Genomic DNA, 24095 nt, shown 5'->3' on the forward strand with positions numbered 1-24095 from the left:
TTAAAATACACAAAAAACTTACCTTTGCTTCAACAAATTAAATCAGATAAATATGTTTAGATCAAAGATTTCGGGTCTAGGTTATTATGTACCCGATAACGTAGTAACCAATGACGATTTGTCAAAAATAATGGATACAAATCACGAATGGATCGTTGAAAGAACGGGAATTCACGAGCGTAGACATAAGGTTTTGGAAGAAGATACTACTTCGGGAATGGGAGTGAAAGCAGCTAAAAAAGCGATGGAAAGAGCTGGAGTAGAAGCTAAAGATATTGATTTTGTTGTATTCGCTACACTAAGTCCAGATTACTATTTTCCAGGACCTGGTGTGATGTTACAAAAAGAACTAGGTCTAAATACAGTAGCTGCTTTAGATATTAGAGCACAGTGTTCTGGTTTTATTTACGCGTTATCTGTAGCGGATCAATACATCAAAACCGGTATGTATAAAACTATTTTAGTTGTCGGGTCAGAAGTACATTCAGCAGGTTTGGATATGACTACTAGAGGAAGAGCTGTATCTGTTATTTTTGGTGATGGAGCAGGAGCAGCCATTTTAACGCGCTCTGAAGATGAAACTGGAATTTTATCTACACACATTCACTCGCAAGGAGAACATGCAGAAGAATTGGCTTTACTTGCGCCAGGAATGGGGGGAAGATGGGTGTCTGATATTTTGAAAGACAACAACCCAGATGATTTGAGTTATTTACCTCATATGAATGGTCAATTCGTATTTAAAAATGCCGTGGTGCGTTTTAGTGAAGTTATCATGGAAGGGCTAGAAGCAAATAAGTTACAAGTTTCTGATATTGATATGTTGATTCCGCATCAAGCCAATTTGCGCATCTCTCAGTTTATTCAGCAAAAGTTTGGATTGTCAGATGATCAAGTGTACAATAATATCCAAAAATACGGAAATACAACAGCAGCTTCTGTGCCGATTGCTTTGACAGAAGCGTGGGAGCAAGGCAAGATTAATACAGGAGATGTAGTAGTTTTAGCTGCTTTTGGAAGTGGTTTTACTTGGGGGAGTGTGGTGTTAAAATGGTAAATCTTTTATCTTAGCTAGAAAAGTAGTTCAGATAGATGAAATTTGATAAGATAAATAGCAAGGACAGGCGAGCCTATTTTGAGCATCCCTATCTAGAAAGACGAACTAAAGGCTAACCTGCTGTTGTTTGGGGCCTGTATATTCCTCTTTTGTCTGTTATTGTTTTCGGAGTATACCCATTATAATTTATTCGTTCAGAACCTCGTACTTCTTTTTTTATAAGCGGTATGTTGTTCTGGACTTTTTTTTTGAATATTTAGCTCCTCGCTATCTATTTCACCGCATTAGTAAAAAATGAAGCTTATAGCGATTGGCGCATGTTATGCATCAATTGTTTACCTTTTTGACCATTCATTTTTTGCTGTATATTGACCATCCATACCCCAAATTGCATTAGCGAGGTAAGGGTTGTCTATAAAGGGATTCCTGTTTCCTTGTGAATAGGGATTTTTGGGATTTCCATGGTATTCATTTCTAAAACGTTCAAAATCGGAGACGGGGTCTTCTGCATTCCATTGTAGGTAGAGATCTAACATGCCATCGAGATTACTGATGTTTCCGAGTCCGTTATAGGGTGGATAGCATTGATTTCCGTATCGAACATACATGTACATCATCATTCGAGCGACATCGCCTTTCCATTCATCTCCGGGATACCAACCGCCATTTGATTTTTGAGCAGGACCAGATCCGGCAGCAAATCTTAGGTTGCTGCGACTATTGTTTATATACCCATTGACTGCCCGTAAGTGATGAGCATCGAGACCCGCAAAGAGACTAGTGGGAAAATGCGGGTTGTACTGTTTGTCTTTTATAGTCGTGGCCAAACGAGGGGCGGCATTTGCCTTTGCAAAGACGTGCTCCCGTTCCCATACTGACTTGCGATCGAGGCTACTGGTATAGGCGTGTATATTATTGTTGTACTTACTTTGTGTACGTTGTTGATAGGTATATTGTTCTTGTCCTTTTGGGTGACCGTAAAGTTGAATAATCTCTTCGGAATTATCTGGGTTTATATCGGTGACTAACAAGGCGTTCCAAAGATCAGGGGTATAGTGCTCTAAGGGGTGATGGGTGGACGAAAGCAGTTGTGTTAATTGTTGTTTTAGTGCTATTCCTCTTTTTGTAAAGTCAATCGATTGATAATACAGACCAACCGATCCATTGGGAAGTAGAGCGATAGGTTGAGGTTCATCACCTAAGTTAGAGTCGCTCTTGGAGCAACCTAATGCGAGAAAAAATAGAAATAAAGCCTGAAAAATAGCTCGAGAAAAGGCTTGGGCAGAAGTTTGGTTGTATTGTTGCATTTTGTGAGTTTTGCAGAAGATTGTCCAAATAGTTTGCCAAAGATGTGTGGGGTGAAGTTTTCAGCTGTGTATAAAAAAAAGACAACAAAAAAGGAAATACTACGACCTCTTTGTTGTCTTTTTCTATGCTGTATTGATGCAAGATTTTAACTGATTACTTGCTCTTTACTCGTGTTTTGTTTGCCATTTATTCTCTGCTTCAGGGCCACCCCATAAACGGGTAGCTAGATGAGGGTTGTCTATAAATGGGTTTCGATTACCCTGAATTTCAGGATTACTCAAATATGCATTGCGTTGTATTTCAATGATTGAAACGGGATCTTCTGTATTCCATTGTAAGAGTAGATCAATCATGTTGCGATCCGTTTTATTCGTTTCTCCTACAGCAACGTTAGAAGGCAAGCATTGTTTGGGGTAGCGGATATACATATAAAACATCATACGCGCTACATCGCCTTTCCATTCATCGCCAGGATACCATCCGCCTTCTACATCTCCTGCTGCTCCCGATCCTTGCGCAAATTTCTTATTGCCGCGTTGCGCATTCCATTGCACATCCGCCGGTCTGATATGATGAGCATCCTCATTGGCTCCAGTACTGGATTGCTCTAGCTTAGGTGTGCCCAAAGAACGCGCATACACATGTTCTCTATTCCATTGATGTTGGCGTCCTCCGTTTTGATTTTTTCCTCGAACGTAGGCCTTTTTTCCTTGAAGCGTTCCCTTTTCGCCATAAAGTAAATACACTTCATTGGCAGCTGCGGTTAAATCCGTTATTTTCAGCACATCCCACAACTCATTATACGTAAGACGATGGGTGTGTTTTTGCGTTGTTAATTGACCTAAATCCTCTTGTAAAGTCAAACTAGACTCGGAAAAATTGATTTCCTTATAGTAGGCCTTTAACGATTGAGGAATTGCATAAGTAATCCCTTGTTTTGTTTCAGTAGCTCCTGTTTGTATTGTTTCCTCTGGATGAAAACCAGAGGTAGGTTGTATTTTGTTTTTTGTACAGCTACAACCAAGGAGTAAAGAAGCGAACAAAACAACGATGAAATGCTTTTCCATATCGTAATCGACTTCGCTCTTATTTAATTCTTTCTAACAACGCCATGTAGAATCCATCAAAACCAGATTGGTGTGCCAATACTTTGTGGTCTTTAACGAATTTGAAATTCTGTCCGTGTTCAGAAGCCAAGAATTTTTCAATTTGCTTTTCGTTTTCAGAAGGCAAGATAGAACACGTAGCATATACTACATTTCCACCCACTTTAACGATTTTTGAATAATCTTGTAGGATTTGTTGTTGTACTTGTTTGATTTCCTCTATAAATTCAGGCTGTAACTTCCATTTGGTATCAGGATTTCGCTTGATAACCCCTAAACCACTACATGGAGCGTCAATCAATACGCGATCCGCTTTGTCGTGTAATTTTTTGATGGTTTTTGTTCCTTCAATGATGCGGTATTCTATATTGAATGCGCTATTTCTTTTTGCTCTAATTTTTAGCTGTTTTTGCTTACTTTCATAGATGTCCATAGCAATGATTTGCCCTTTGTTTTCCATTAAGGCAGCCATGTGCAACGTTTTTCCTCCAGCACCAGCACAAGTGTCTACTACGCGCATCCCTGGTTGAATCCCCAAGAAAGGAGCTACCAGCTGAGAAGAGGCATCTTGCACTTCAAATAAGCCTTCTTTGAACGCATCTGTTAAAAATACATTGGCTCTTTCCTTTAAAATTAGTGCATCTGGATATTCTTCAGGCTGAATGGTTTCAATATCTAAATCCATCAAAATAGCATGTAATTTCTTACGTGTTGTTTTTAATGTATTGACACGTAAGATAACCTGTGCCTGTTGGTTTTGCGCTGTTATTTCTTTAGACCAAAGTTCTTCACCTAGTTCTTTTACGCCCAATTCATCCATCCAATCTGGAATCGCTTCTTTGAATTTTCTGATTTTACTTAGTTCATCAAATCTACCTTTGATTCGGCGAATAGGAGCATTTTCGAAATACTTCCAATCCGGTAAGTTGTACCCTCTTAATACAGCCCAAACGGTAAAAATACGCCATGCATCATCGCGAGTAAAAGGTTCTTTTACTTCTGCGATTTCAGTATACAGCCTTTTCCAACGTACAATTTCGTAAATCGTTTCCGCTACGAATTTGCGGTCTGCACTTCCCCAACGCTTGTCTTTTTTCAAGGCTTTTGCAACCACTTTGTCTGCATATTCCCCTTCGTTGAAAATTAATAAGATAGAGTCAATAACGGTAAAAACTAAGTTTCTGTGTAATCTCATTATATATATAAATAAAATAGCCTACAAATATAGGTCTTTTGTAGGCTTGGTGGAGTAGGTTTTGCTATTTTTTATTCAATAGCTTATTTTTTGTCTTTATACTTTTTAAGTAACTTTCGATTAAAGTCATCTTCTGCTTTTTTCAACAAGAGGATTTTTTTATTTGATAAAATCTTTTTGCAATCTAAAATAAACTGACTTTTAAGTGCACAATAATCTTCTTCAAAACTAAGTAAAGCTTGTACTTTTTCTGTTGCTTGTTTTTCAGTTAGCCCCTCAATGTCTTGCGTTTCATTTGATTTGATGTAGTGGATGATTTCAGAATGTCTCAGCTTAGAAAGTTTATTGTCGTACGTATTGTATACCGGCCAAAATTTTTCAGCTTCCTCACTGCTCAGGTTTAAAACCGAAGACAAGTGGGCGATTTTTAAGGATTTTATTTGATCTGATGATTGTTGTGCTTGGCTGAAATTCGAAAAACACAAGAAGATCAATAGCAATAGAAATCTTTTCATTGTATAATTAGTAATTTAAGTAATAATCTAAATCAATATTCGTCTGTACGTATTCGTTGAGCTCTTGTTGATTCACTTGAATCGCTTGTTCCATTTCTTGGAGGTCTTTTTCGTCAAAAGCTTGAATAAATTCATTGGACAAGGTATAGGACGAATTGTATTCCAAGTAATGCTCTAACGTTTCATTGCTAAGAGATGGGGTATTTTGTTGTTTTACTAAAAGACCTATACCCATAATGAGTGCAACTGCAGCAGCCAAAGTAACAAGCATTTTAATAGGCGTCAATTGACGAATGCGCTTATTTTTATGGCGGAGTTGTACATTCCCGTCTAATCGTTCAAAAAGACGTTGTTCTATTGTATCAAAGTAGCCTTCCGGAACGTTGAAACCGTCGTTTCTGGTGTGTTGAGAATTGTGATTCGTTATCATGTTATATGTACTTCTATTTACTTAGACTGATTTTTAATACAAAGGTTTAATGCTCCCGTAAAAAAAGTTCTATTTTTCTTGTTGCATGGTGATAGGACGCTTTTAAAGCCCCAACAGATGTGTCTAAAATAGCAGCAATACTGTTGTAATCTAGTTCTTGAAAATAACGCATTTTAAAAACCAATTGTTGTTTCTCTGGTAGGGTAGCGACGGCTTTATGCAAGAGCACAGTGGCTTCATCTCCATTGAAAAATGGATCAGCCTCTATTTGGTCAATGACCAGTTGGTTATACTCCTCTGAGGTGACTTGTTTTAAGCGACTTTTTTGCTTTAAAAAATCAAGGGCTTGGTTGGTTGCTATCCGGTATAACCAAGAAGAAAGTTTGCTCTGACCTTTAAAGGAAGCAATGTTTTCATAGGCTTTAATGAAGGTTTCCTGTAGAATATCATCTGCATCTTCGTGCTGGATAACAATTGACCGAATATGGTAATACAACATCGTCTTGTTTTGCGCGATAAGGTTGCGAAAAGCATTGTCTTTGGTATCGATATGTTGCAGTTGTTGCACGAATTCTTCTTCTTCCGACGCTGACAAGATGAGTATGTATTTGAATTTGAGGTGAGATGTAAACGTAAAAATAATAAAAAGAGTTGAAGTCACACCTAAATTTTAAACATTATTTAGTCGTATGAGGTCAAATCCTTAGTGTAGACTAGTAGGTATAGTGAAAAACCCCTTACCTTTGCACAAAAATAGAACATATGTTACGTACGGTTATTTTTGATATGGATGGGGTAATTGTGGATACAGAACCTGTTCATCGTTATGCCTATTTTCAACATTTTGACGAATTGGGAATTGAAGTGCCTGAAGATATGTATACTTCCTTTACTGGGTTTTCTACCAAAAACACCTATCAAAAAGTAAAAGAACACTTTCAATTGGAACAAGAGGTTTCCGATTTGGTTTTGCGCAAGCGTGCCTTGTTCAATGAGTCTTTTGATACAAAACCCGATTTAGAACTAATTGAAGGCGTTCGAGATTTAATCGTGCAGCTCCATCAACAAGATATTGAGCTAATCTTGGGATCATCCGCTTCGAAGAGTACTATTCACCGGGTGTTTAACCGTTTTGAACTATTTCCTTATTTTACTCATATTGTAAGCGGAGAGGATTTTCCTAAATCGAAACCCGATCCTGCGATCTTTAATCAAGCTGCTTCTTTAGCTAAAGTTTCAACAAAAGCACATTGTTTGGTTATCGAAGATAGTACTAATGGAATAAAAGCCGCGAATGCCGCAGGTATAAAAGTACTAGGATATAAGAGTCAAAATTCAAAACAACAAGATTATAGTACGGCTGATGCTGTTATTGAATCCTTTTTGAATTTTGATACACGCGAATTATGTCACCTTATGAACTTTGTGAAGTAATTTAAAGTTTGTTGTTTGTCGTTTGTTGTTTGACGTTTGTCGTTTGTTGTTTGTCGTTTGTCAATCAACTAGCAACAATCAACAGTCAACAATCAACAGTCAACAAACAAAAGTAAGCAGTAGTTCTTTCTACAAGAAGGAGGTATTCTCTCTACTAGAGAGGTGCTAAAAAAAAAACAAAAAAGCAAAAAGCAAAATAGGTTTATGCGGAATAATTTTTATACTACGCTTATTTTTTTAATTTTGCATTCTTAATGAAGTTAATTATAGCATATGTTTCATAGGTATATTAAATTAGGTATCGCAGCACTAGTATTAGCAATGGCTGTTTGGCAGTTTTCTGAATCGAATATTGGAAATGGAATTTTCTTATTGTTCTTAATGGGGCTTGTAATACTGTTGTATTTTAAAAATGAATTCATCTTGTTGTCTTTCTTAAAATTGAGAAAACAAGATTTTGAAGGAGCTGAGAAATGGTTGAAAAAAATTAAGAATCCTGAAACAGCTTTAGTGAGAAAGCAAAATGGGTATTATAATTACTTAATGGGAATTATGACTTCTCAAACGAATTTGAATGCTTCTGAAAAATACATGAAGAAAGCAATCGAATTAGGTTTAAATATGGATCAAGATTTAGCGATGGCCAAATTGCAATTGGCGGGAATCTCAATGACGAAACGCAGAAAGTTAGAAGCGCAGAAGTTGTTAGGAGAAGCGCAGAAGTTGGATAAACAAGGCATGCTGAAAGATCAGATCAAAATGATGAAAGAACAAATGAAACGCCTGTAAGCGCTTAGAAATAAAAGAAAAACCACATGTTGAGAAGCATGTGGTTTTTTTGTTATCAGTTAACGGTTATCAGTTAACGGTTGATTTTGCTGAAATAAGAAGGTATATTCTTTAAACGAAGAAATTTTACAACAAACAACAAACAACAAACAACAAACAACTTCACCCCCTCCTCTAAAAATAAAATAAATCGCATAAAGTAAGGAATATATGAAAAGTTTTATATTTTTGATTTCTTAATAAAATATTAATAACATGAAGTTATATCTATCGGTCATTTTACTTTTTTTAAGTATTGTTCAAATTCAAGCCCAATGCTTAGATAAAAATAAAGTAAAAGTAGGGGGAAGTTACGAAAGTGATTTATTTATTGATGCTTGTCCCTATTATAATTACTTCGTTGATGCTGAGGTGTCCTCAACAGGTTATCATTACAATAATCGACCGATTAATCTCGCTCCGGCAGGATTTGCAGCCATAAAACAGAATTTAGAAGATCTTTTGGTTACCAAAGTTGGCTCTGAGATGGTGAGTAAATTAAAATTTAAAGGAGTGAGTATTAGTGCTTATGACAGCATACGCAAATTTGAATCGCGATATCCAGTTGTCGATATGAGTAAGTGTATGACAAAATATTTCTTTTACTATGATTTTGAACCTGTAGCAGGAGTGAGTTATTGTGTGGGGATTGCATTAAACGATTATCAACAAATTATTTCTCCTTTGAAATTACCTGAAACACAAGAAAAACTAGCCTTAGATTATTCTTTAGATTTGTGTAAAATAGCGCAAATTGCCAGAGAAACAGGGACGAAGTTTGAACCTGTTGATTTTGTGTCTTTCGAATTCGACCCCGATAAAAAAGAGTTCTTTTGGGTTGTGCGTCAACAAATTGTCAAACCAAAGAAAGGCTTGAACGAATATAATCAAATATTAATAGAAGCGAGAGACGCAACACAAGTCGTGTCTTATCGAAGAACGGTTTATATAGAATAATGAATTTTAGATTACAGAATACCAGTTGGAATGCAGTTTTACAAGAGGAGTTTGCTCAATCTTATTTTGAGGATTTACAAAATTTTGTAGCTGCAGAGAGAAAAACAAAAACAATTTATCCCCCTCAAGAACAAGTATTTCAAGCGTTGGAAAGCCTTGATTTTTCTGATGTAAAAGTGGTGATTTTGGGACAAGATCCCTATCATGGAGAATTTCAAGCTAACGGTTTATCTTTTTCAGTACACAAAGGCGTGAAGTTTCCTCCTAGTTTAAAGAATATATTTAAAGAATTAGAGGATGATTTAGGCATTAAGAATCTTCACAATGGAGATTTATCTAGTTGGGCGAAACAAGGAGTATTGTTGCTTAATGCAACTTTAACTGTGGAAGCATCGAAGGCAGGATCACATCAAAAAAGAGGATGGGAAACCTTTACAGATGCAGTGATTGAACGAGTGGCAACTCAATTAGAGCACGTTGTTTTCATTTTGTGGGGAAGCTATGCCCAAAAAAAGGGAAAAATGATCGATCGAACAAAGCATTTGGTCTTAGAAACGGCTCACCCTTCTCCTTTATCTGTCTATAGAGGATTTTATGGAAGTAAACCCTTTTCTAAAAGTAATGAATACCTAAGTAGTGTAGGTCGCTTGCCAATTGATTGGCACGTATAAAAATAAAAAAAACCGTCTAATTTTAGACGGTTTTTTTTATTTAGATTGCGTTGGTTTTTTCTTTTAACCAAGCGGCTTCTTCAGCAGATAACAAATCTTTTAGGCTGTTGTACACCCATTCGTTGTATTGGTTTAACCAATCGATATGCGTTTGCTCGAGCCATTTTTTATCGACCAAATCTGTAGCGATATAACAGATTGTTAGGGTTTCAAAATCCATGAAATCTCCAAATTGGTTTGAATCTAACTCTTTTGCTAAAACCAAGTTTTCAATTCGGATTCCGTGTTTTCCTTCTCGATATAGCCCAGGTTCGATTGAGGTAATCATTCCTTTTTCTATTGCAATATCTGTAGGTGTAGGGTTGAATATGTGTGGTCCTTCGTGAACGTTCAAGAAAAACCCAACACCGTGTCCTGTACCATGCCCGTAATTTCTCAAAGTAGCCCAAATAGGTCTTCTTGTAATGGCATCGATTTGATAACCGCGTGTACCTTTGGTGTAAATGGCCATTGAGCCTTCAATAGTACCTCGTAAAACGATGGTATAATCGTCTTTCTCTTCTTGTGTTGGAACACCTAAAGCAACAACACGAGTAATATCTGTTGTTCCTGTCTCGTATTGTCCTCCTGAGTCTACCAATAATAACCCTTCAGTTTTTAGGTCGTAACTGCTTTTTTCATCAGCAGAGTAGTGAGGCAAAGCGCCGTGATCTTTATATCCTGCAATGGTATTGAAGCTAATGTCTTTAAAACCTGGTTGAGCAGCACGCAATCCCAAGAGATGGTCTGCGATATTTAGCTCCGTTAGGGTTCCTGTAGCTACATTTTCTTCTATCCATTTAAAGAATTTAGTCATGGCAACACCGTCATTGATCATGGCTTGTCTTTCATGAGCAATTTCAACGTCGTTTTTAATCGCTTTTAATAGCGTAGAAGGATTCATATCCTCTTTGATCTGTACAGTAGCAGGTACGCTGTCATACGTTGCAAAACAAGTGCGTTTAGGATCAAGTAGGATTGTGCTTCCTGCAGGAATAGCGGCAATCGCTTGCGGTAGGCTGTTGTATGCTGCAAGACCGATACCGAAGCTGTTTAACTCTTGTTTAATTGTCTCTTCTAATTTATTCGCATCAATGAATAAGGTTGCTTTTTCCGCATCAAGATAAACGAAGCTCAAGGTAACTGGATTACAAGGAACGTCGGTTCCTCTAATATTTAACAACCATGCGATATCATCTAAAGATGAAATAAGGTGGCAAGTAGCTCTTTTCTGTTTGAGCATTGCTCTTACTTTTGCCAGCTTATCCGTGGTGCTTTGACCTGTAATAGTCAACGGTAGAGTATATGCTTTTTCTGTAGGTAAAGCAGGTCTGTTTTTCCAAATAGGGCCCAATAAATCAACATGGCCATTAATTGTGAATCCAATCGGAGCCAAAGTAGATTGAATGGCATTGGCGACAGCTAAAGAAGCTAAATTTCCATCAAAAGCAACAACACCCGTTTCAAATTGACTAGCAATCCAGTCTACGTATTCAGGCATGTGTTGAACTTTTAATTTCACTAATTCAAAACCGCTGTTTGCCAATTGATCATTTGCTTGAACAAAATAGCGAGAGTCTGTCCATAAACCAGCAAATTGCTGTGTAATAACTAATGTTCCGGCCGAACCTGTAAAACCAGAAGTCCAAGCAATACACTTGTAGTATTCTGGTAAGTACTCACTAATATGAGGATCCGATGAAGGAATGATATAGGCGTCTATTTTTTGTTCTTTCATCAAAGAACGCATAGCGCTTAGCTTTTCTATATGTGTCATAATATGCGTAATTTCAGTTAAAGGTACGAAATGCAATTTTTATACCTGGTATAATTCACTTGTTTTACCAGGGGAAAAGTCAAGATCCCCGAGGTATTTATTGAAAGGACTTGATATTTGCTGGTTTTTTACCTCTGTGTTTCCATCGTTTGTGTGTCCAAAAATAGTAAGCAGGGGCTTGGTGTATTTGTTTTTCAACCTCTTGTAAAAAGCGATTGGTCAATTCGTAGTTGGGAATGTCCTTGATGTTTTCACCTTCTTTGCGCAGTGGAACAAACGTAGCTTGATAATGGCCGCGTTTGACGTATTCGACTTTGAGATACATCGGTTCCATAGCAAACTTTTTGCACAAGGCCTCGCCACCAGTGAATACAGGAACTTCGATTCCCATAAAGTTTTGCCAGTAATTGGCATCGCCAATCATGGGAGATTGATCGCTGATAAACGCATAAATTCCGTGGTTTTTACTCACTTCATTTTGGCGAATCACGCGTATTGTTTCTTTCATTTCGATTAAACGCGTATTGAATCGCGTGCGAATCTTCAAAAATAAGTTGTCAAAATGAGGATTGCCCAATTTCTTATATACAGCATAGCCCTGGAAACTGATAAACTTATCTAAAATAATCAGCCATTCCCAATTGGCATAGTGGGCGCAAAAAAGCAACGCACTTTTACCTTGTTTTTCCACCTCTAATATGGTGTCTAGATTGGTGAATTGAAAGCGATTTTTGAGTTCTTCTTCAGAAATAGTAATGGTTTTAATCATTTCTAAGAACGTATCACAAAGGTGTTTGTAAAATTGCTTAACTGTTTTTTTAACCTCCTGATCCGATAAGTGTGGCATTGTCAATTTGATGTTTGCTGTAACAGCTTTGCGACGATATCTCACAATGTAATAGAGCAATACAAAAAAACAATCGGATACAAAGTAAAAGATTGGAAAAGGTAATTTAGAAATAAGCCATAAGATAGGATAGGCGATATAGTAAATTAATAACTTCATTATTTTGGTTTAATTACTAGCAAAGATACTCGATTTAGACTATTTTTAGCCCGAAAATAACCACATAAATTACAACAAATAACAGATTTAAATATGGATGTAGCACCTATTGTTTTAATTATTTTAATCGCCTCGGGAATTGTTACCTATAAAGGATTGCAAGACTATTCTTTTTTCGCCAAATACAATTTTGATTTAGATCGCATCCGAAAAGGGGAAGTTTATCGCATGATTACCGCTGGTTTTTTACATGTAGATTGGATGCATTTTGCCTTTAATATGTTTACACTTTATATGTTTTCTGGGATTGTAGTAGCCTTAAGTGGAAGTTTTTATTTTGTGTTGATTTACTTATTGAGTATTGTGATTGGCAATATATTGACCTATCAGTTGTATTTTAAACAACGACAATATTATGCTGTTGGAGCTTCCGGGGGAGTTACAGGTATTGTGTATGCGTCTATTTTGTTGTACCCTGATTTGAAATTATACCTGTTTTTTATTCCCATTGGCATTAAGGGGTATATTTTTGCTTTAGGCTATTTGTTGTACAGCTTATACGGAATGAAAAAGAAAAGCGATAATATTGGACATGCAGCCCATTTTGGCGGGGCAATTGGCGGATTAGTTTTGACGTTAATTCGCTATCCAGAGTTGATACAGCAACAATTGTTTTTAATTGGTTTATTGTTGATTCCCATTGTATTACTCCTAATTTTAGCTAAAACAAATAAACTATAGTTGTTAAAGGTTTATTATAAAAGAAAGGATGTACGCATTTTTGTGGGGGAGTTCGCTATATTTGTTAGAAACGATTAAGAAAATATACAAGATGAAAAAGCGTATTTTAGTAGCAGGTGCTTGTGTGGCTATGGGGTTAACAGCTCAGGCACAAATGGCAACAACAGCAAATAACATCCCTCAAATTCAAGTGCAAGGGGTAGGAAAAATAAAAGCAGTTCCCGATCAAGCAATTATTCGATTGGGAATTGAAAACAAAGGTAAAACAGCAGATGAAGTTAAGAAAACAAATGATGCAATTGTTGCAAGTGTTTTAAAGTACTTAAAAGAGTCGAAAGTTCCGGAAAAGAATATTCAAACCGAACGCATAAGCTTTTATTCGTACAAAGACTATACAGATAAGAAAGACTATTACCAAGCAAGTCAAACGATTACGCTTACAGTAGAAGATTTATCAAAATACGAAGTATTAGTTGCTGGAGTAATGGGAAAAGGGGTGAATCGCATTGACGGAGTCGAGTACAAATCGTCTCAGTTGGCTTCTTACCAAACAGAAGCTAGAAAATTAGCCGTGCAAGAGGCAAAGAAAAAAGCTACTGATTATGCAACGGCTTTAGGTCAAAAAGTAGGAAAAGTATTAGTGGTAACTGATGGAGGGGGATCAATGCCTCCTGTATTCAGACCAATGTATGCATTGAAAGGAGCGGCAGCTGATGAAGCAATGGATCAAACACTAGCTGTTGGTGAAATTGAAATTAATACATCCGTTTCGATTAGTTTTGAATTAGAATAAGAAAAATAAATGTATTTTTACAAGCGTCAAGTAGTTTTTACTTGACGCTTTTTTTATGTTCACCCGTTGAGGTGATAATTATTTAAAAAGCTGTCTTTAAATGAGGTACTCCACCTCCTTAAGAAAGGAAACAGAAAAAGCCTACTAGTCTTTTTAGTGCTATTTCTGCTTTCTATTGAGAAGAATTTATCTAAAATTATTATTTTCTTTTGCAAAAAAGGATTCGAATTTCGTAAAATAAGAGAGGTAGCATTTTTACTTACAATATGTCATATCTAGCTTTTTTTAGGGAGAAAATAAACTGATAATCCTCAATACGAGAAAATATCAATACCAAAAGTGGTAAATCTCGTGTTTTTAGAACAGTTTTAAACTGTTTGTTTTTGTTTATAATTACTAATTTATATTTAATTGTTATTGTTTTTTATATTAAAATAGGTTTTAATAGTAAAAATAGTTGCGATAATGTATTTGTTTTGTGTAATGTGTAAATTTGCTTAATTGCACTTGAAGGGAAGATTCATGATCACTATGCGTGAAATAGCATAGCTGTTCTTATTTCGTATCAATGAGGGTATATTTTACTCTCAATATAAGATTTTCTGTATTCCAAAAGTCGGTAAACTCGTATTTCGGATGGTTTTAGAAATATAGTTTGCGACTTATTCAAGGTAAATTATATCCTTTTTTGAGGTTTTCAGTAGTACTAAAGCCTGATTTTTATTTGATAACTAAAAGTTTTTATGTTAATAAAAAGCTAAATAAAAAAGCGGAAGTTTTTTTGTTATGTATCACTATATCAAATTGTTAGTATTTATTTTAAAACCATTATTAAAGGTTTTTTAGAGTAAAAACAAAAATTGCGATTTTTCTGGCAAGATAATTGATTTTTAGAGAACAGAAGAAGATGTAGAATTAAGAAAAAGAAAGAAAGTTATGTTACAAGCAAACGAAGTAATTAAAAGATTAAAGCAACTACTTGGATACAAGAATGATCTAGAGTTAGCTAACCTATTGGGAATTAAGCCTAATACTTTATCCTCATGGAAAGTGCGTGAAACCATGCGTTATGATAAAATTATTGCAATCTGCAAAAAACATAAAATCGATTTGAACGATTTATTTTTGGCTCACCCCAATTCAGTTTTAAATGTAGATTTAGAAAATAGACGTGTGAAAATGATCTCGGTGGATCATCACATTGAATATTTTTTAAATGCAGAAAAATGTTGTGGTACTTCACCTACTTGTGTTTTTCCAACGGAAGAAGAAATTGATATGGCCTTCCAGATAGGGGTAGAAAACATGTATCCAACAATTAAAGTCAGTTCTTATGTATTGACGAAACAAATTGATTTAAGTGAAATTAAACCTTGGCACATTTATTTACTAGTTGTAGAAGGAAAGGGAATTTTATGCTATCGTTTTAAGCGTTATACCCCAGAAGGTGAATTGCTATTCATTAGTGATAATCCAGCTTTTGATTCCTTCTTAGTAGATCCTAAGGACATCCGAGAAGTTTTTTGTATCCGCGGCGCATTCTTGCCGAATATTAAAAATTTGACAGATTATTAGTAATTCTCAAATAGAGATTAGATTTTTCACACGGTCTCAATTTGAATTACCATTAGGCTTGGTACTACTCATTCAGCGAGGTTTTCCCCCTAATCACTAGGGGGAGCTTTTACCAAGAATTAAACCAGCAACAAGGAGTGTCTTCTCTATACTTAAGGGACTAAATGTTCCTTCTCTATCTCGTTTTATTCAATAGTTAAAGCATTGACAGTTGTGTATTATGTTAATTTAAATGAATTAGCGCGCTTTTTTCCTATTATGAATGGAAAAGAAAAGATACTTGTTGTTTTTTCATTTTAGTATCCAACCTGACGTTTTTTTTTAAGTTTTTCATAATAAATCCTTGGAAAGTGAAAAAATCAGGATACGAAATGTTTAATTCTTTCTGTTTCAATTTGACTACTCATTTCGAGATTCTTGTCGGGCTCTAACCTATTACAAGCTTAATGAATTCTGTTCTTTGGATTTTTATAGATTCAAAAAGTGATTTTACGCGAATAATTAGGCATAAATCAATTGTGTTGAAAATGTTTTTTTAGCATAATTTTGTATATTATATCTTTGTTTATTGGGTTTTTGTTGATGTTTTTTGTAAAAATTATGCATCATTAATAAAGATAATATAATGTGCTTAACTTTGTAAGACAATATTTTAGGAGTTGTATAACAAAAAAAATTGGATATGATAAGAAGATTAATTCCATTAGTTGCCCTTGTGTTAAGTGGTTCAGCAATGGCTCAAATTGGTATAGGTACTCAAAAAGCAACGAGCTCAGCTCAATTAGATGTAGTTGCTTTGAAAAAAGGAGTTTTGTTGCCTAGAGTAGAACTGAAAAATAGTACTGAATTTTCTCCTATAGAAGGTGAACAAGTAGAAAGTTTATTAGTGTATCATATAGGAAATACTAATTTAAAAGCAGGATTTTATTATTGGAAGTCCAATGCATGGACTCCTTTACTTTCTGGTGATACGTTTATTGATCGTCAAAATAAAACGTTTACTATTGCAGGAAATCCAACAAAAAACGGCGAAGAATCTTTAGTGATTACCGATAGTGAGAATCACAGTGTGTATCTTTCAGTGGCAGAAATTGCGAACAACAGTACGTTTGTGACGAATTTAGTTGAGAACAACGAGTTCATTACTAAATTAGGTGATAACATTGATTTTGTCAATTACATTACCAACAACAATGAATTTATTGAAAACATTGTCAATAAGCTAAGAGGAAAATACGGAAATGTAAATTACAACCCAGTAACAAACACATTCGTATACTATGATGAGCATGGGGTTGAACACGCAATCGATTGGTCCGTTTTAAATACAACCAACGTTAGTTTTACTTTAGTTAATGATCAATTGGTTGTAACCGATTCAGATCAGAACAGCGTTCGTTTGGATGTAAAAGAAATTGCGAACAACAGTACGTTTGTGACGAATTTAGTTGAGAACAACGAGTTCATTACTAAATTAGGTGATAACATTGATTTTGTCAATTACATTACCAACAACAATGAATTTATTGAAAACATTGTCAATAAGCTAAAAGGGAAATACGGAAATGTAAATTACAACCCAGTAACAAACACGTTTGTATACTATGATGAGCATGGGGTTGAACACGCAATCGATTGGTCCGTTTTAAACACAACCAACGTTAGTTTTACTTTAGTTAACGATCAATTGGTTGTAACCGATTCAGATCAGAACAGCGTTCGTTTGGATGTAAAAGAAATTGCCAACAACAGTACGTTTGTGACGAATTTAGTTGAGAACAACGAGTTCATTACTAAATTAGGTGATAACATTGATTTTGTCAATTACATTACCAACAACAATGAATTTATTGAAAACATTGTCAATAAGCTAAGAGGGAAATACGGAAATGTAAATTACAACCCAGTAACGAACACGTTTGTATACTATGATGAGCATGGGGTTGAACACGCAATCGATTGGTCCGTTTTAAATACAACCAACGTTAGTTTTACTTTAGTTAACGATCAATTGGTTGTAACCGATTCAGATCAGAACAGCGTTCGTTTGGATGTAAAAGAAATTGCCAACAACAGTACGTTTATCACAGAATTAGTTGAGAACAACGAGTTCATTACTAAATTAGGCGATAACATTGATTTTGTCAATCACATTACCAACAACAATGAATTTATTGAAAACATTGTCAATAAGCTAAAAGGGAAATACGGAAATGTAAATTACAACCCAGTAACAAACACGTTTGTATACTATGATGAGCATGGTGTTGAACACGCAATCGATTGGTCCGTTTTAAACACAACCAACGTTAGTTTTACTTTAGTTAACGATCAATTGGTTGTAACCGATTCAGATCAGAACAGCGTTCGTTTGGATGTAAAAGAAATTGCCAACAACAGTACGTTTATTACAGAATTAGTTGAGAACAACGAGTTCATTACTAAATTAGGTGATAACATTGATTTTGTGAATTACATTACCAACAACAATGAATTTATTGAAAACATTGTCAATAAGCTAAAAGGGAAATACGGAAATGTAAATTACAACCCAGTAACAAACACGTTTGTATACTATGATGAGCATGGTGTTGAACACGCAATTGATTGGTCCGTTTTAAATACAACCAACGTTAGTTTTACTTTAGTTAACGATCAATTGGTTGTAACTGATTCAGATCAGAACAGCGTTCGTTTGGATGTAAAAGAGATTGCGAACAACAGTACGTTTGTGACGAATTTAGCTGAGAACAACGAGTTCATTACTAAATTAGGTGATAACATTGATTTTGTGAATTACATTACCAACAACAATGAATTTATTGAAAACATTGTCAATAAGCTAAAAGGGAAATACGGAAATGTAAATTACAACCCAGTAACAAACACGTTTGTATACTATGATGAGCATGGTGTTGAACACGCAATTGATTGGTCCGTTTTAAATACAACCAACGTTAGTTTTACTTTAGTTAACGATCAATTGGTTGTAACTGATTCAGATCAGAACAGCGTTCGTTTGGATGTAAAAGAAATTGCGAACAACAGTACGTTTGTGACGAATTTAGTTGAGAACAACGAGTTCATTACTAAATTAGGTGATAACATTGATTTTGTCAATTACATTACCAACAACAATGAATTTATTGAAAACATTGTCAATAAGCTAAGAGGGAAATACGGAAATGTAAATTACAACCCAGTAACGAACACATTCGTATACTATGATGAGCATGGGGTTGAACACGCAATCGATTGGTCCGTTTTAAACACAACCAACGTTAGTTTTACTTTAGTTAACGATCAATTGGTTGTAACCGATTCAGATCAGAACAGCGTTCGTTTGGATGTAAAAGAAATTGCCAACAACAGTACGTTTGTGACGAATTTAGTTGAGAACAACGAGTTCATTACTAAATTAGGTGATAACATTGATTTTGTCAATCACATTACCAACAACAATGAATTTATTGAAAACATTGTCAATAAGCTAAAAGGGAAATACGGAAATGTAAATTACAACCCAGTAACAAACACATTCGTATACTATGATGAGCATGGGGTTGAACACGCAATCGATTGGTCCGTTTTAAATACAACTAACGTAAGTTTTACTTTAGTTAACGATCAATTGGTTGTAACCGATTCAGATCAGAACAGCGTTCGTTTGGATGTAAAAGAGATTGCGAACAACAGTACGTTTGTGACGAATTTAGCTGAGAACAACGAGTTCATTACTAAATTAGGTGATAACATTGATTTTGTCAATCACATTACCAACAACAATGAATTTATTGAAAACATTGTCAATAAGCTAAAAGGGAAATACGGAAATGTAAATTACAACCCAGTAACAAACACATTCGTATACTATGATGAGCATGGTGTTGAACACGCAATTGATTGGTCTGCTTTAAACACAACTAACGTAAGATTTGAATTGATTGCAGATCAGTTAGTTGTAACCGATTCAGATCAGAACAGCGTTCGTTTGGATGTAGCAGAAATTGCCAACAACAGTACGTTTATCACAGAATTAGTTGAGAACAATGAGTTTATCACTAAGTTAGGAGATAACAATGAATTCCAAACCATTATTAAAAATAATTCGGCAGAAGCCACTTTAGTGGTAACCGATAAAACGATAAATGCAGAGGCAGTGAAAGCTGGATTTACGTTTAATAACGGTAAAGATCTTACGACAGTTGCGTTTGCGGAAACGCTAACCGCGATGGCTAAAGGTGCAGATGCAGAGGGATTCACAGAATACTACTTTGTAGATGAAACAGGAGAAAACGATCCAATTGCCATTCAAGTTTCTCAAGATATCATTAACGATTTTGAGAAGATCATCAATAATACAACCGTAAATAATTTATTAAAACAATTTATTTCTACTGCAACAGGAGATGTTTCTGTGGTAAGAAATACGAATGGAGACATTGTTATTAGTACAGCTAGTGATGCGTTTAACCTAACAGATGAAATCCAAGCGAAGGAAACAAATACGCTTTTAACTGCACAAGGAGCAGGCGTATATGTGTATCAAAACGAGGAAGCGATTAAAACAAATGGAGCGGGAATTACTATAAATGTAGTGGCTGATGTTCAAAATAACTTCCAAGAGATTATTGATAATTCAAACGTACAGACAATACTGAATGAATACATTACTCAAAATGTTTCTAATATTAGAGTAGAAGAAAAAAATGGGGATACTTATTTTATCATCAATGAAGGAGGAGTTGAAAAAGAGGTCAATATTACTGAGTTAATTCGAAATAATTCCTTCTTAGCATCCTTGCGATTAACAACGGTGAATGAAAATCAAGTAAAAGCTGGATTCGCCTTTAACGATGGTAAAAATACCGATTCAAAACTATTTGCAGAAACGCTAACAAGTATAACGAAAGGAACCGATGCGGACCAAAAGATTGAATATACGTATGTAGATGAAACGGGCGAAGAGGCAATGATGAAAATTACAGTTACCCAAGACGTTATCACAGATTTTGGTACCATTATTAACGATACAACTGTAAAAAACTTATTAGAACAGTTTATTTCCACTGCTACGGGAGATGTATCAGTAATTCGCGATGCCGCGGGTGATATTATCATCAAAACGGCTGCTGACATTTTTAATTTAACAACTGAAATTAAGAGTAAAGAAACGAAGACTACACTAACCCCTGTGAAATATGACGTATTTGTTTACATCGATGGGGATTTAGAAGTACATGAAGAGGTAGAACGTCCAGGAGAATACTGGGCAAGAAAATATGAAGGGACGAAGTTTGTTTACAATAATGAGGAAGATGTAGATGTCGAGATAAAAGGGACCGACTTATTTGGACCAACCGGAAGCAATAACCTAGAAACAGTAACTTCTTTAACCTTAGAAGACAATTACGGTGGAGTTGGAAAAGCCTTAGTTTATGAAAATGAGGAACGAGCAAAAAGTCCCATTTACATCAAAGATATTTTGGATCACTCGGAGAGCTTAACTAAACTAGAAGCTAAGCTGGATACCCGTGAATTAATCTACACGGATGAGGAACAAGTAGCGAATATTATTTCATTCAATGATCTTGTGCAAGAGCCTTGGTATACGGGAAGTGATGTACAAGCAACGCAAAACGATCAAGATATATACACCATGGGATGGGTAGGTATTGGGTACAAAACAAAATCTACTGCACCAAATGAGCGACTACGTGTAAATGGTAGTATTACCGCTACGAATAGTTACTATGCGGATTATGTATTTGAAAATTATTTTGATGGGTATTCATCGTTAAAGTATGATTATTCCTTTAATGATTTGAATACAGTTGATCATTACATTAAGACAAACAGACACTTACCGGGAATTACGCCAATTAGCGAGTTAGAAAAAACAGCATCGGGTTATTCTTTTAATGTGTCAGAATTATCGATTCAGTTACTAGAAAAAACAGAAGAATTGTTCTTACACGTAATTGAACAGAAGAAAGAGTTAGATCAAAAGGCAGATGAAATTCAAGTGTTGAAAAATGAAGTGAGAGATTTAACGGAGCGTTTAGAAGCCATTGAAGCGCTTTTAAAATAAGTAATTGTATAAGTCAAAATGTTTATTGATGAAAAAAATTAATGTAAAATCTATTCGATATATAGTATGGATGATGGTAGCTTTATTTTTAAATATAGCTACTGTATTCGGACAAAATAATCTTTATACGACAAAGATTAAGGATGGTTCAGTAGCCCAGAGTGAGGTTACGGCGGCACCAGCAACCTTATTGGAACTTGAGAGTTCTACAAAAGGTTTCTTATTGCCGCGTATGACAACCATACAGCGAAATGCAATTAGTATTACAGATGTTGTTCGCGGTAATGGGTTGGTAATTTACAATACCGATACGGATTGTATCAACTACTACAGTAGAGAAGGGAATCGTTGGTTGAGTCTATGTGGAACTTTGCCACCGGCCATCTTAGATCTAACGGAATGTAGTAAAATTAACTTAAGTGCTTCAGGGAACGATTACTTAGAACAAGGAAAGTTTTTGAAAGACACGGATATTTTATATGTACAATTAAACGTACAAGAAGCAGGTTCCTATCATATTACTGCAACGCCAAACCCAGAGAATGGATATTCTTTTAGCAAGAGTGGAACATTTAATGCACCTGGTGTGTATATCGTTGCATTAGAGGGATTAGGAACTCCTTTAGTAGGAAATGAAATTCAAGGAGATTTACTGAAATTTTCAATTAATGGTAAAGAAAGTACGGCTTGTACAACGACTCGTATTAAGGTGAAACCGTCAGACTTGAATTTCAGTATTAATGAACCACAAAATGTAACTGCGAGTTGGAATGCATACATTGGTGTGCCTTTAAATGCCAATGACAATAAGGTGACACTTGATGTTCATGTTACTACTGTTGGATTTTGGAGAGTACAAACGAACACAGTAAATGGAATGTCTTTTAGTGGATCAGGAGAGTTCACTGCAGAAGGAGGACAGCGTATTGAAGTAGTAGGACAGGGTACACCAAGCGTTTCAACGCCAGTGTCTACGCCTAACGTATTTACTTTTACCACAAACTCAGTTTTAAATGCTAATCCAACCAATGCAAAACTATCGGTACATGTTAAACCGGTTGCTTTTGAGTTAGTGTGTGATGATGCAAACAACAAAATTGAAATTAGAGGAAATTATCAAGAAGATACGAAGTTGTCACAAGTAAATTCAATTCTAATTCCAGTGAAAGTTTTAGCACCTGGTACAACTTCAATAGAGTTAAAAGGAACTTTTGTAGGTGGTAGTACTACTATGCCAATTAGTTTCAAGGCAAATGATGTCAATTTAGCTTTTAATGCAAGTAGAAATAATATTCAATTTGTTACGCTTTATCCAGATGAGATCATGATCCCTAAGGGAACAACAGCGATTAAATTTACAACTCTTACACCGGGAACTGCTGCAATTTGTGCTACGTTCCCTGAAATTACGGTTGATGTGCAACCCATCCGTTATAGCATCCTATGTAATACAGTTAAAGTACATGGAACGTATACGGTAGATTCAAATTTAGGTGCGAACCACTATATGGAACTACAAGTAAATGTAGATTATCCTGGGCCGTATACCATTCGTACGAACGAATTAAATGGAGTTAGTTTTAGTGCTAGCGGTACGTTTGCAGGTCAAGGAAGAGAAACAATTCGCTTAGCACCTTCAGGAAAATATGTAGATGGTGGAAATTTAGCTTATGCTATTACCACGAATAGTCAGGCTGGTACAACGACTTGTTCGGCTATGGTAGATGTTCGATTTAGAGATATTGTTGTCTTGCGATTAGGATCAAATGCCTATGGACCTTCAACATCTAACACCTATGCAGGGGGAGCAATTTTAAATAGTCGAGTGAATTTTGGCCCTACAGGAAAGGTGAAAATAAACAATATTCGAATTGTCAATACTGCTGTACAAGGAGAAAGCTTGCGCAACTTTATTAGTTCAAATAAAGTAGATATTATTGTTAATGTTATTGGATATAATGCTACGGATGCTACGAATCAAGTGTTACTCAAATTCGTTAGAGAGGAAAAAGGAGTATTGATTATTAGCGATGAGAATAGTGTACATACGACAACAAAGAGCTTTATTGAATCTTTGACTTCAAGTAGTATTGCCTACAATAATCACTATACGATGTTAAATCCTGTAGCGAGTGGTGCAAATAATGATCCAATTGTCAATGGGCCATTTGGAAACTTAAGTGGAAAATACATCGGAAACGATGCAACTAATGGATGGTATTACAGCAATTTACCCAATACATTAGTTCCGTTAGTGACTAAACAAAATGACGCTTCATCTGTTTGGGGATTAAAACACAACGACTTAGGATTTGCCTTCTTTGGTGATGGAGGATGGTTTATTGGTACAACGACCAATACAAGTAATACTATTTATCCAGCAAAATTCCTAGCCAATGGTACGCCTGTGGCAAAACCATACTATCAAGGAACAGACGTTTACAACAGTGTATTATACGCAAACGTTATGGCTTGGGCAATAGAATATGTGAAGGAAAATAAACCGAGTAACTAACTAATTATAAAGAAGCTGAAACTCAATAAAAGTTTCAGCTTCTTAAATCAAAAAAAT

Annotated in this window: 18 protein-coding genes; 10 read left to right on the forward strand and 8 right to left on the reverse strand. The window is 35.6% G+C overall.

The genetic code is table 11. From position 1 onward, the window contains the following. The first annotated feature begins 52 nt into the window (after positions 1–52). Positions 53–1057: a 3-oxoacyl-ACP synthase III family protein gene (locus tag FBR08_RS12260; protein WP_158962977.1), complete on the forward strand. Its 1005-nt coding sequence runs from the start codon at positions 53–55 to the stop codon at positions 1055–1057. A gap of 335 nt (positions 1058–1392) precedes the next feature. Here the strand turns inward: FBR08_RS12260 and FBR08_RS12265 are convergent, their stop codons facing one another. From FBR08_RS12265 to FBR08_RS12290, 6 genes are all read right to left on the reverse strand, one after another. Beyond that, on the reverse strand, positions 1393–2364 hold the full coding sequence (locus FBR08_RS12265; protein WP_158962978.1) for an endonuclease I family protein: 972 nt from the start codon (positions 2362–2364) through the stop codon (positions 1393–1395). A gap of 165 nt (positions 2365–2529) precedes the next feature. Continuing rightward, complete coding sequence (locus FBR08_RS12270) at positions 2530–3432, reverse strand: endonuclease I family protein (protein WP_158962979.1); 903 nt, start codon at positions 3430–3432, stop codon at positions 2530–2532. A 19-nt stretch (positions 3433–3451) separates the two neighbouring features. Beyond that, a complete protein-coding gene (locus FBR08_RS12275; protein ID WP_158962980.1) occupies positions 3452–4666 on the reverse strand; it encodes an RsmB/NOP family class I SAM-dependent RNA methyltransferase in 1215 nt (404 codons plus the stop codon). 83 nt (positions 4667–4749) lie between these two features. Next, entirely contained in the window at positions 4750–5181 is a 432-nt protein-coding gene (locus FBR08_RS12280; RefSeq protein ID WP_158962981.1) for a hypothetical protein, read from the reverse strand. Positions 5182–5188: 7 nt separating this feature from the next. Beyond that, entirely contained in the window at positions 5189–5611 is a 423-nt protein-coding gene (locus FBR08_RS12285) for a hypothetical protein (RefSeq protein ID WP_158962982.1), read from the reverse strand. Between the two features lie 46 nt (positions 5612–5657). Next, positions 5658–6206, reverse strand: coding sequence for an RNA polymerase sigma factor (locus FBR08_RS12290; protein ID WP_158962983.1), 549 nt, complete (start codon positions 6204–6206; stop codon positions 5658–5660). A 167-nt stretch (positions 6207–6373) separates the two neighbouring features. On the opposite strand from FBR08_RS12290, the gene FBR08_RS12295 reads away from it, so the two are divergent. The 4 genes from FBR08_RS12295 (at position 6374) to ung (ending at position 9501) form a co-directional block, all read left to right on the forward strand. Next, on the forward strand, positions 6374–7045 hold the full coding sequence (locus tag FBR08_RS12295) for an HAD family hydrolase (RefSeq protein ID WP_158962984.1): 672 nt from the start codon (positions 6374–6376) through the stop codon (positions 7043–7045). Positions 7046–7318: 273 nt separating this feature from the next. Continuing rightward, entirely contained in the window at positions 7319–7834 is a 516-nt protein-coding gene (locus tag FBR08_RS12300; protein WP_158962985.1) for a DUF2892 domain-containing protein, read from the forward strand. 255 nt (positions 7835–8089) lie between these two features. Beyond that, positions 8090–8830 (forward strand): hypothetical protein, encoded by a 741-nt coding sequence (locus tag FBR08_RS12305; protein WP_158962986.1) that lies wholly within the window; start codon positions 8090–8092, stop codon positions 8828–8830. Beyond that, positions 8830–9501, forward strand: a complete 672-nt coding sequence (gene ung, locus FBR08_RS12310; RefSeq protein ID WP_158962987.1) for a uracil-DNA glycosylase — start codon at positions 8830–8832, stop codon at positions 9499–9501. Before FBR08_RS12305 ends, ung begins: the two co-directional genes overlap by 1 nt. 40 nt (positions 9502–9541) lie before the next feature. Here the strand turns inward: ung and FBR08_RS12315 are convergent, their stop codons facing one another. Both FBR08_RS12315 and FBR08_RS12320 read right to left on the reverse strand, forming a co-directional pair. Further along, positions 9542–11317: an aminopeptidase P family protein gene (locus FBR08_RS12315; RefSeq protein ID WP_158962988.1), complete on the reverse strand. Its 1776-nt coding sequence runs from the start codon at positions 11315–11317 to the stop codon at positions 9542–9544. Positions 11318–11414: 97 nt separating this feature from the next. Next, positions 11415–12323 carry a lysophospholipid acyltransferase family protein gene (locus FBR08_RS12320; RefSeq protein WP_158962989.1) on the reverse strand — a complete coding sequence of 303 codons (909 nt, stop codon included), beginning with the start codon at positions 12321–12323 and terminating at the stop codon, positions 11415–11417. 93 nt (positions 12324–12416) lie between these two features. On the opposite strand from FBR08_RS12320, the gene FBR08_RS12325 reads away from it, so the two are divergent. The 5 genes from FBR08_RS12325 (at position 12417) to FBR08_RS12345 (ending at position 24038) form a co-directional block, all read left to right on the forward strand. Then, positions 12417–13064, forward strand: coding sequence for a rhomboid family intramembrane serine protease (locus FBR08_RS12325; protein ID WP_158962990.1), 648 nt, complete (start codon positions 12417–12419; stop codon positions 13062–13064). 91 nt (positions 13065–13155) lie between these two features. Then, complete coding sequence (locus FBR08_RS12330) at positions 13156–13857, forward strand: SIMPL domain-containing protein (protein ID WP_158962991.1); 702 nt, start codon at positions 13156–13158, stop codon at positions 13855–13857. Between the two features lie 936 nt (positions 13858–14793). Further along, complete coding sequence (locus tag FBR08_RS12335; RefSeq protein ID WP_158962992.1) at positions 14794–15432, forward strand: LexA family transcriptional regulator; 639 nt, start codon at positions 14794–14796, stop codon at positions 15430–15432. Between the two features lie 682 nt (positions 15433–16114). After that, the gene (locus FBR08_RS12340; protein WP_158962993.1) at positions 16115–21523 is read left to right on the forward strand and encodes a hypothetical protein; all 5409 of its coding nucleotides are present in this window, start codon (positions 16115–16117) and stop codon (positions 21521–21523) included. A gap of 28 nt (positions 21524–21551) precedes the next feature. After that, complete coding sequence (locus FBR08_RS12345) at positions 21552–24038, forward strand: hypothetical protein (RefSeq protein WP_158962994.1); 2487 nt, start codon at positions 21552–21554, stop codon at positions 24036–24038. Positions 24039–24095 lie beyond the last annotated feature (57 nt).

Source organism: Myroides fluvii, from assembly GCF_009792295.1.
Taxonomy (GTDB): domain Bacteria; phylum Bacteroidota; class Bacteroidia; order Flavobacteriales; family Flavobacteriaceae; genus Flavobacterium; species Flavobacterium fluvii_A.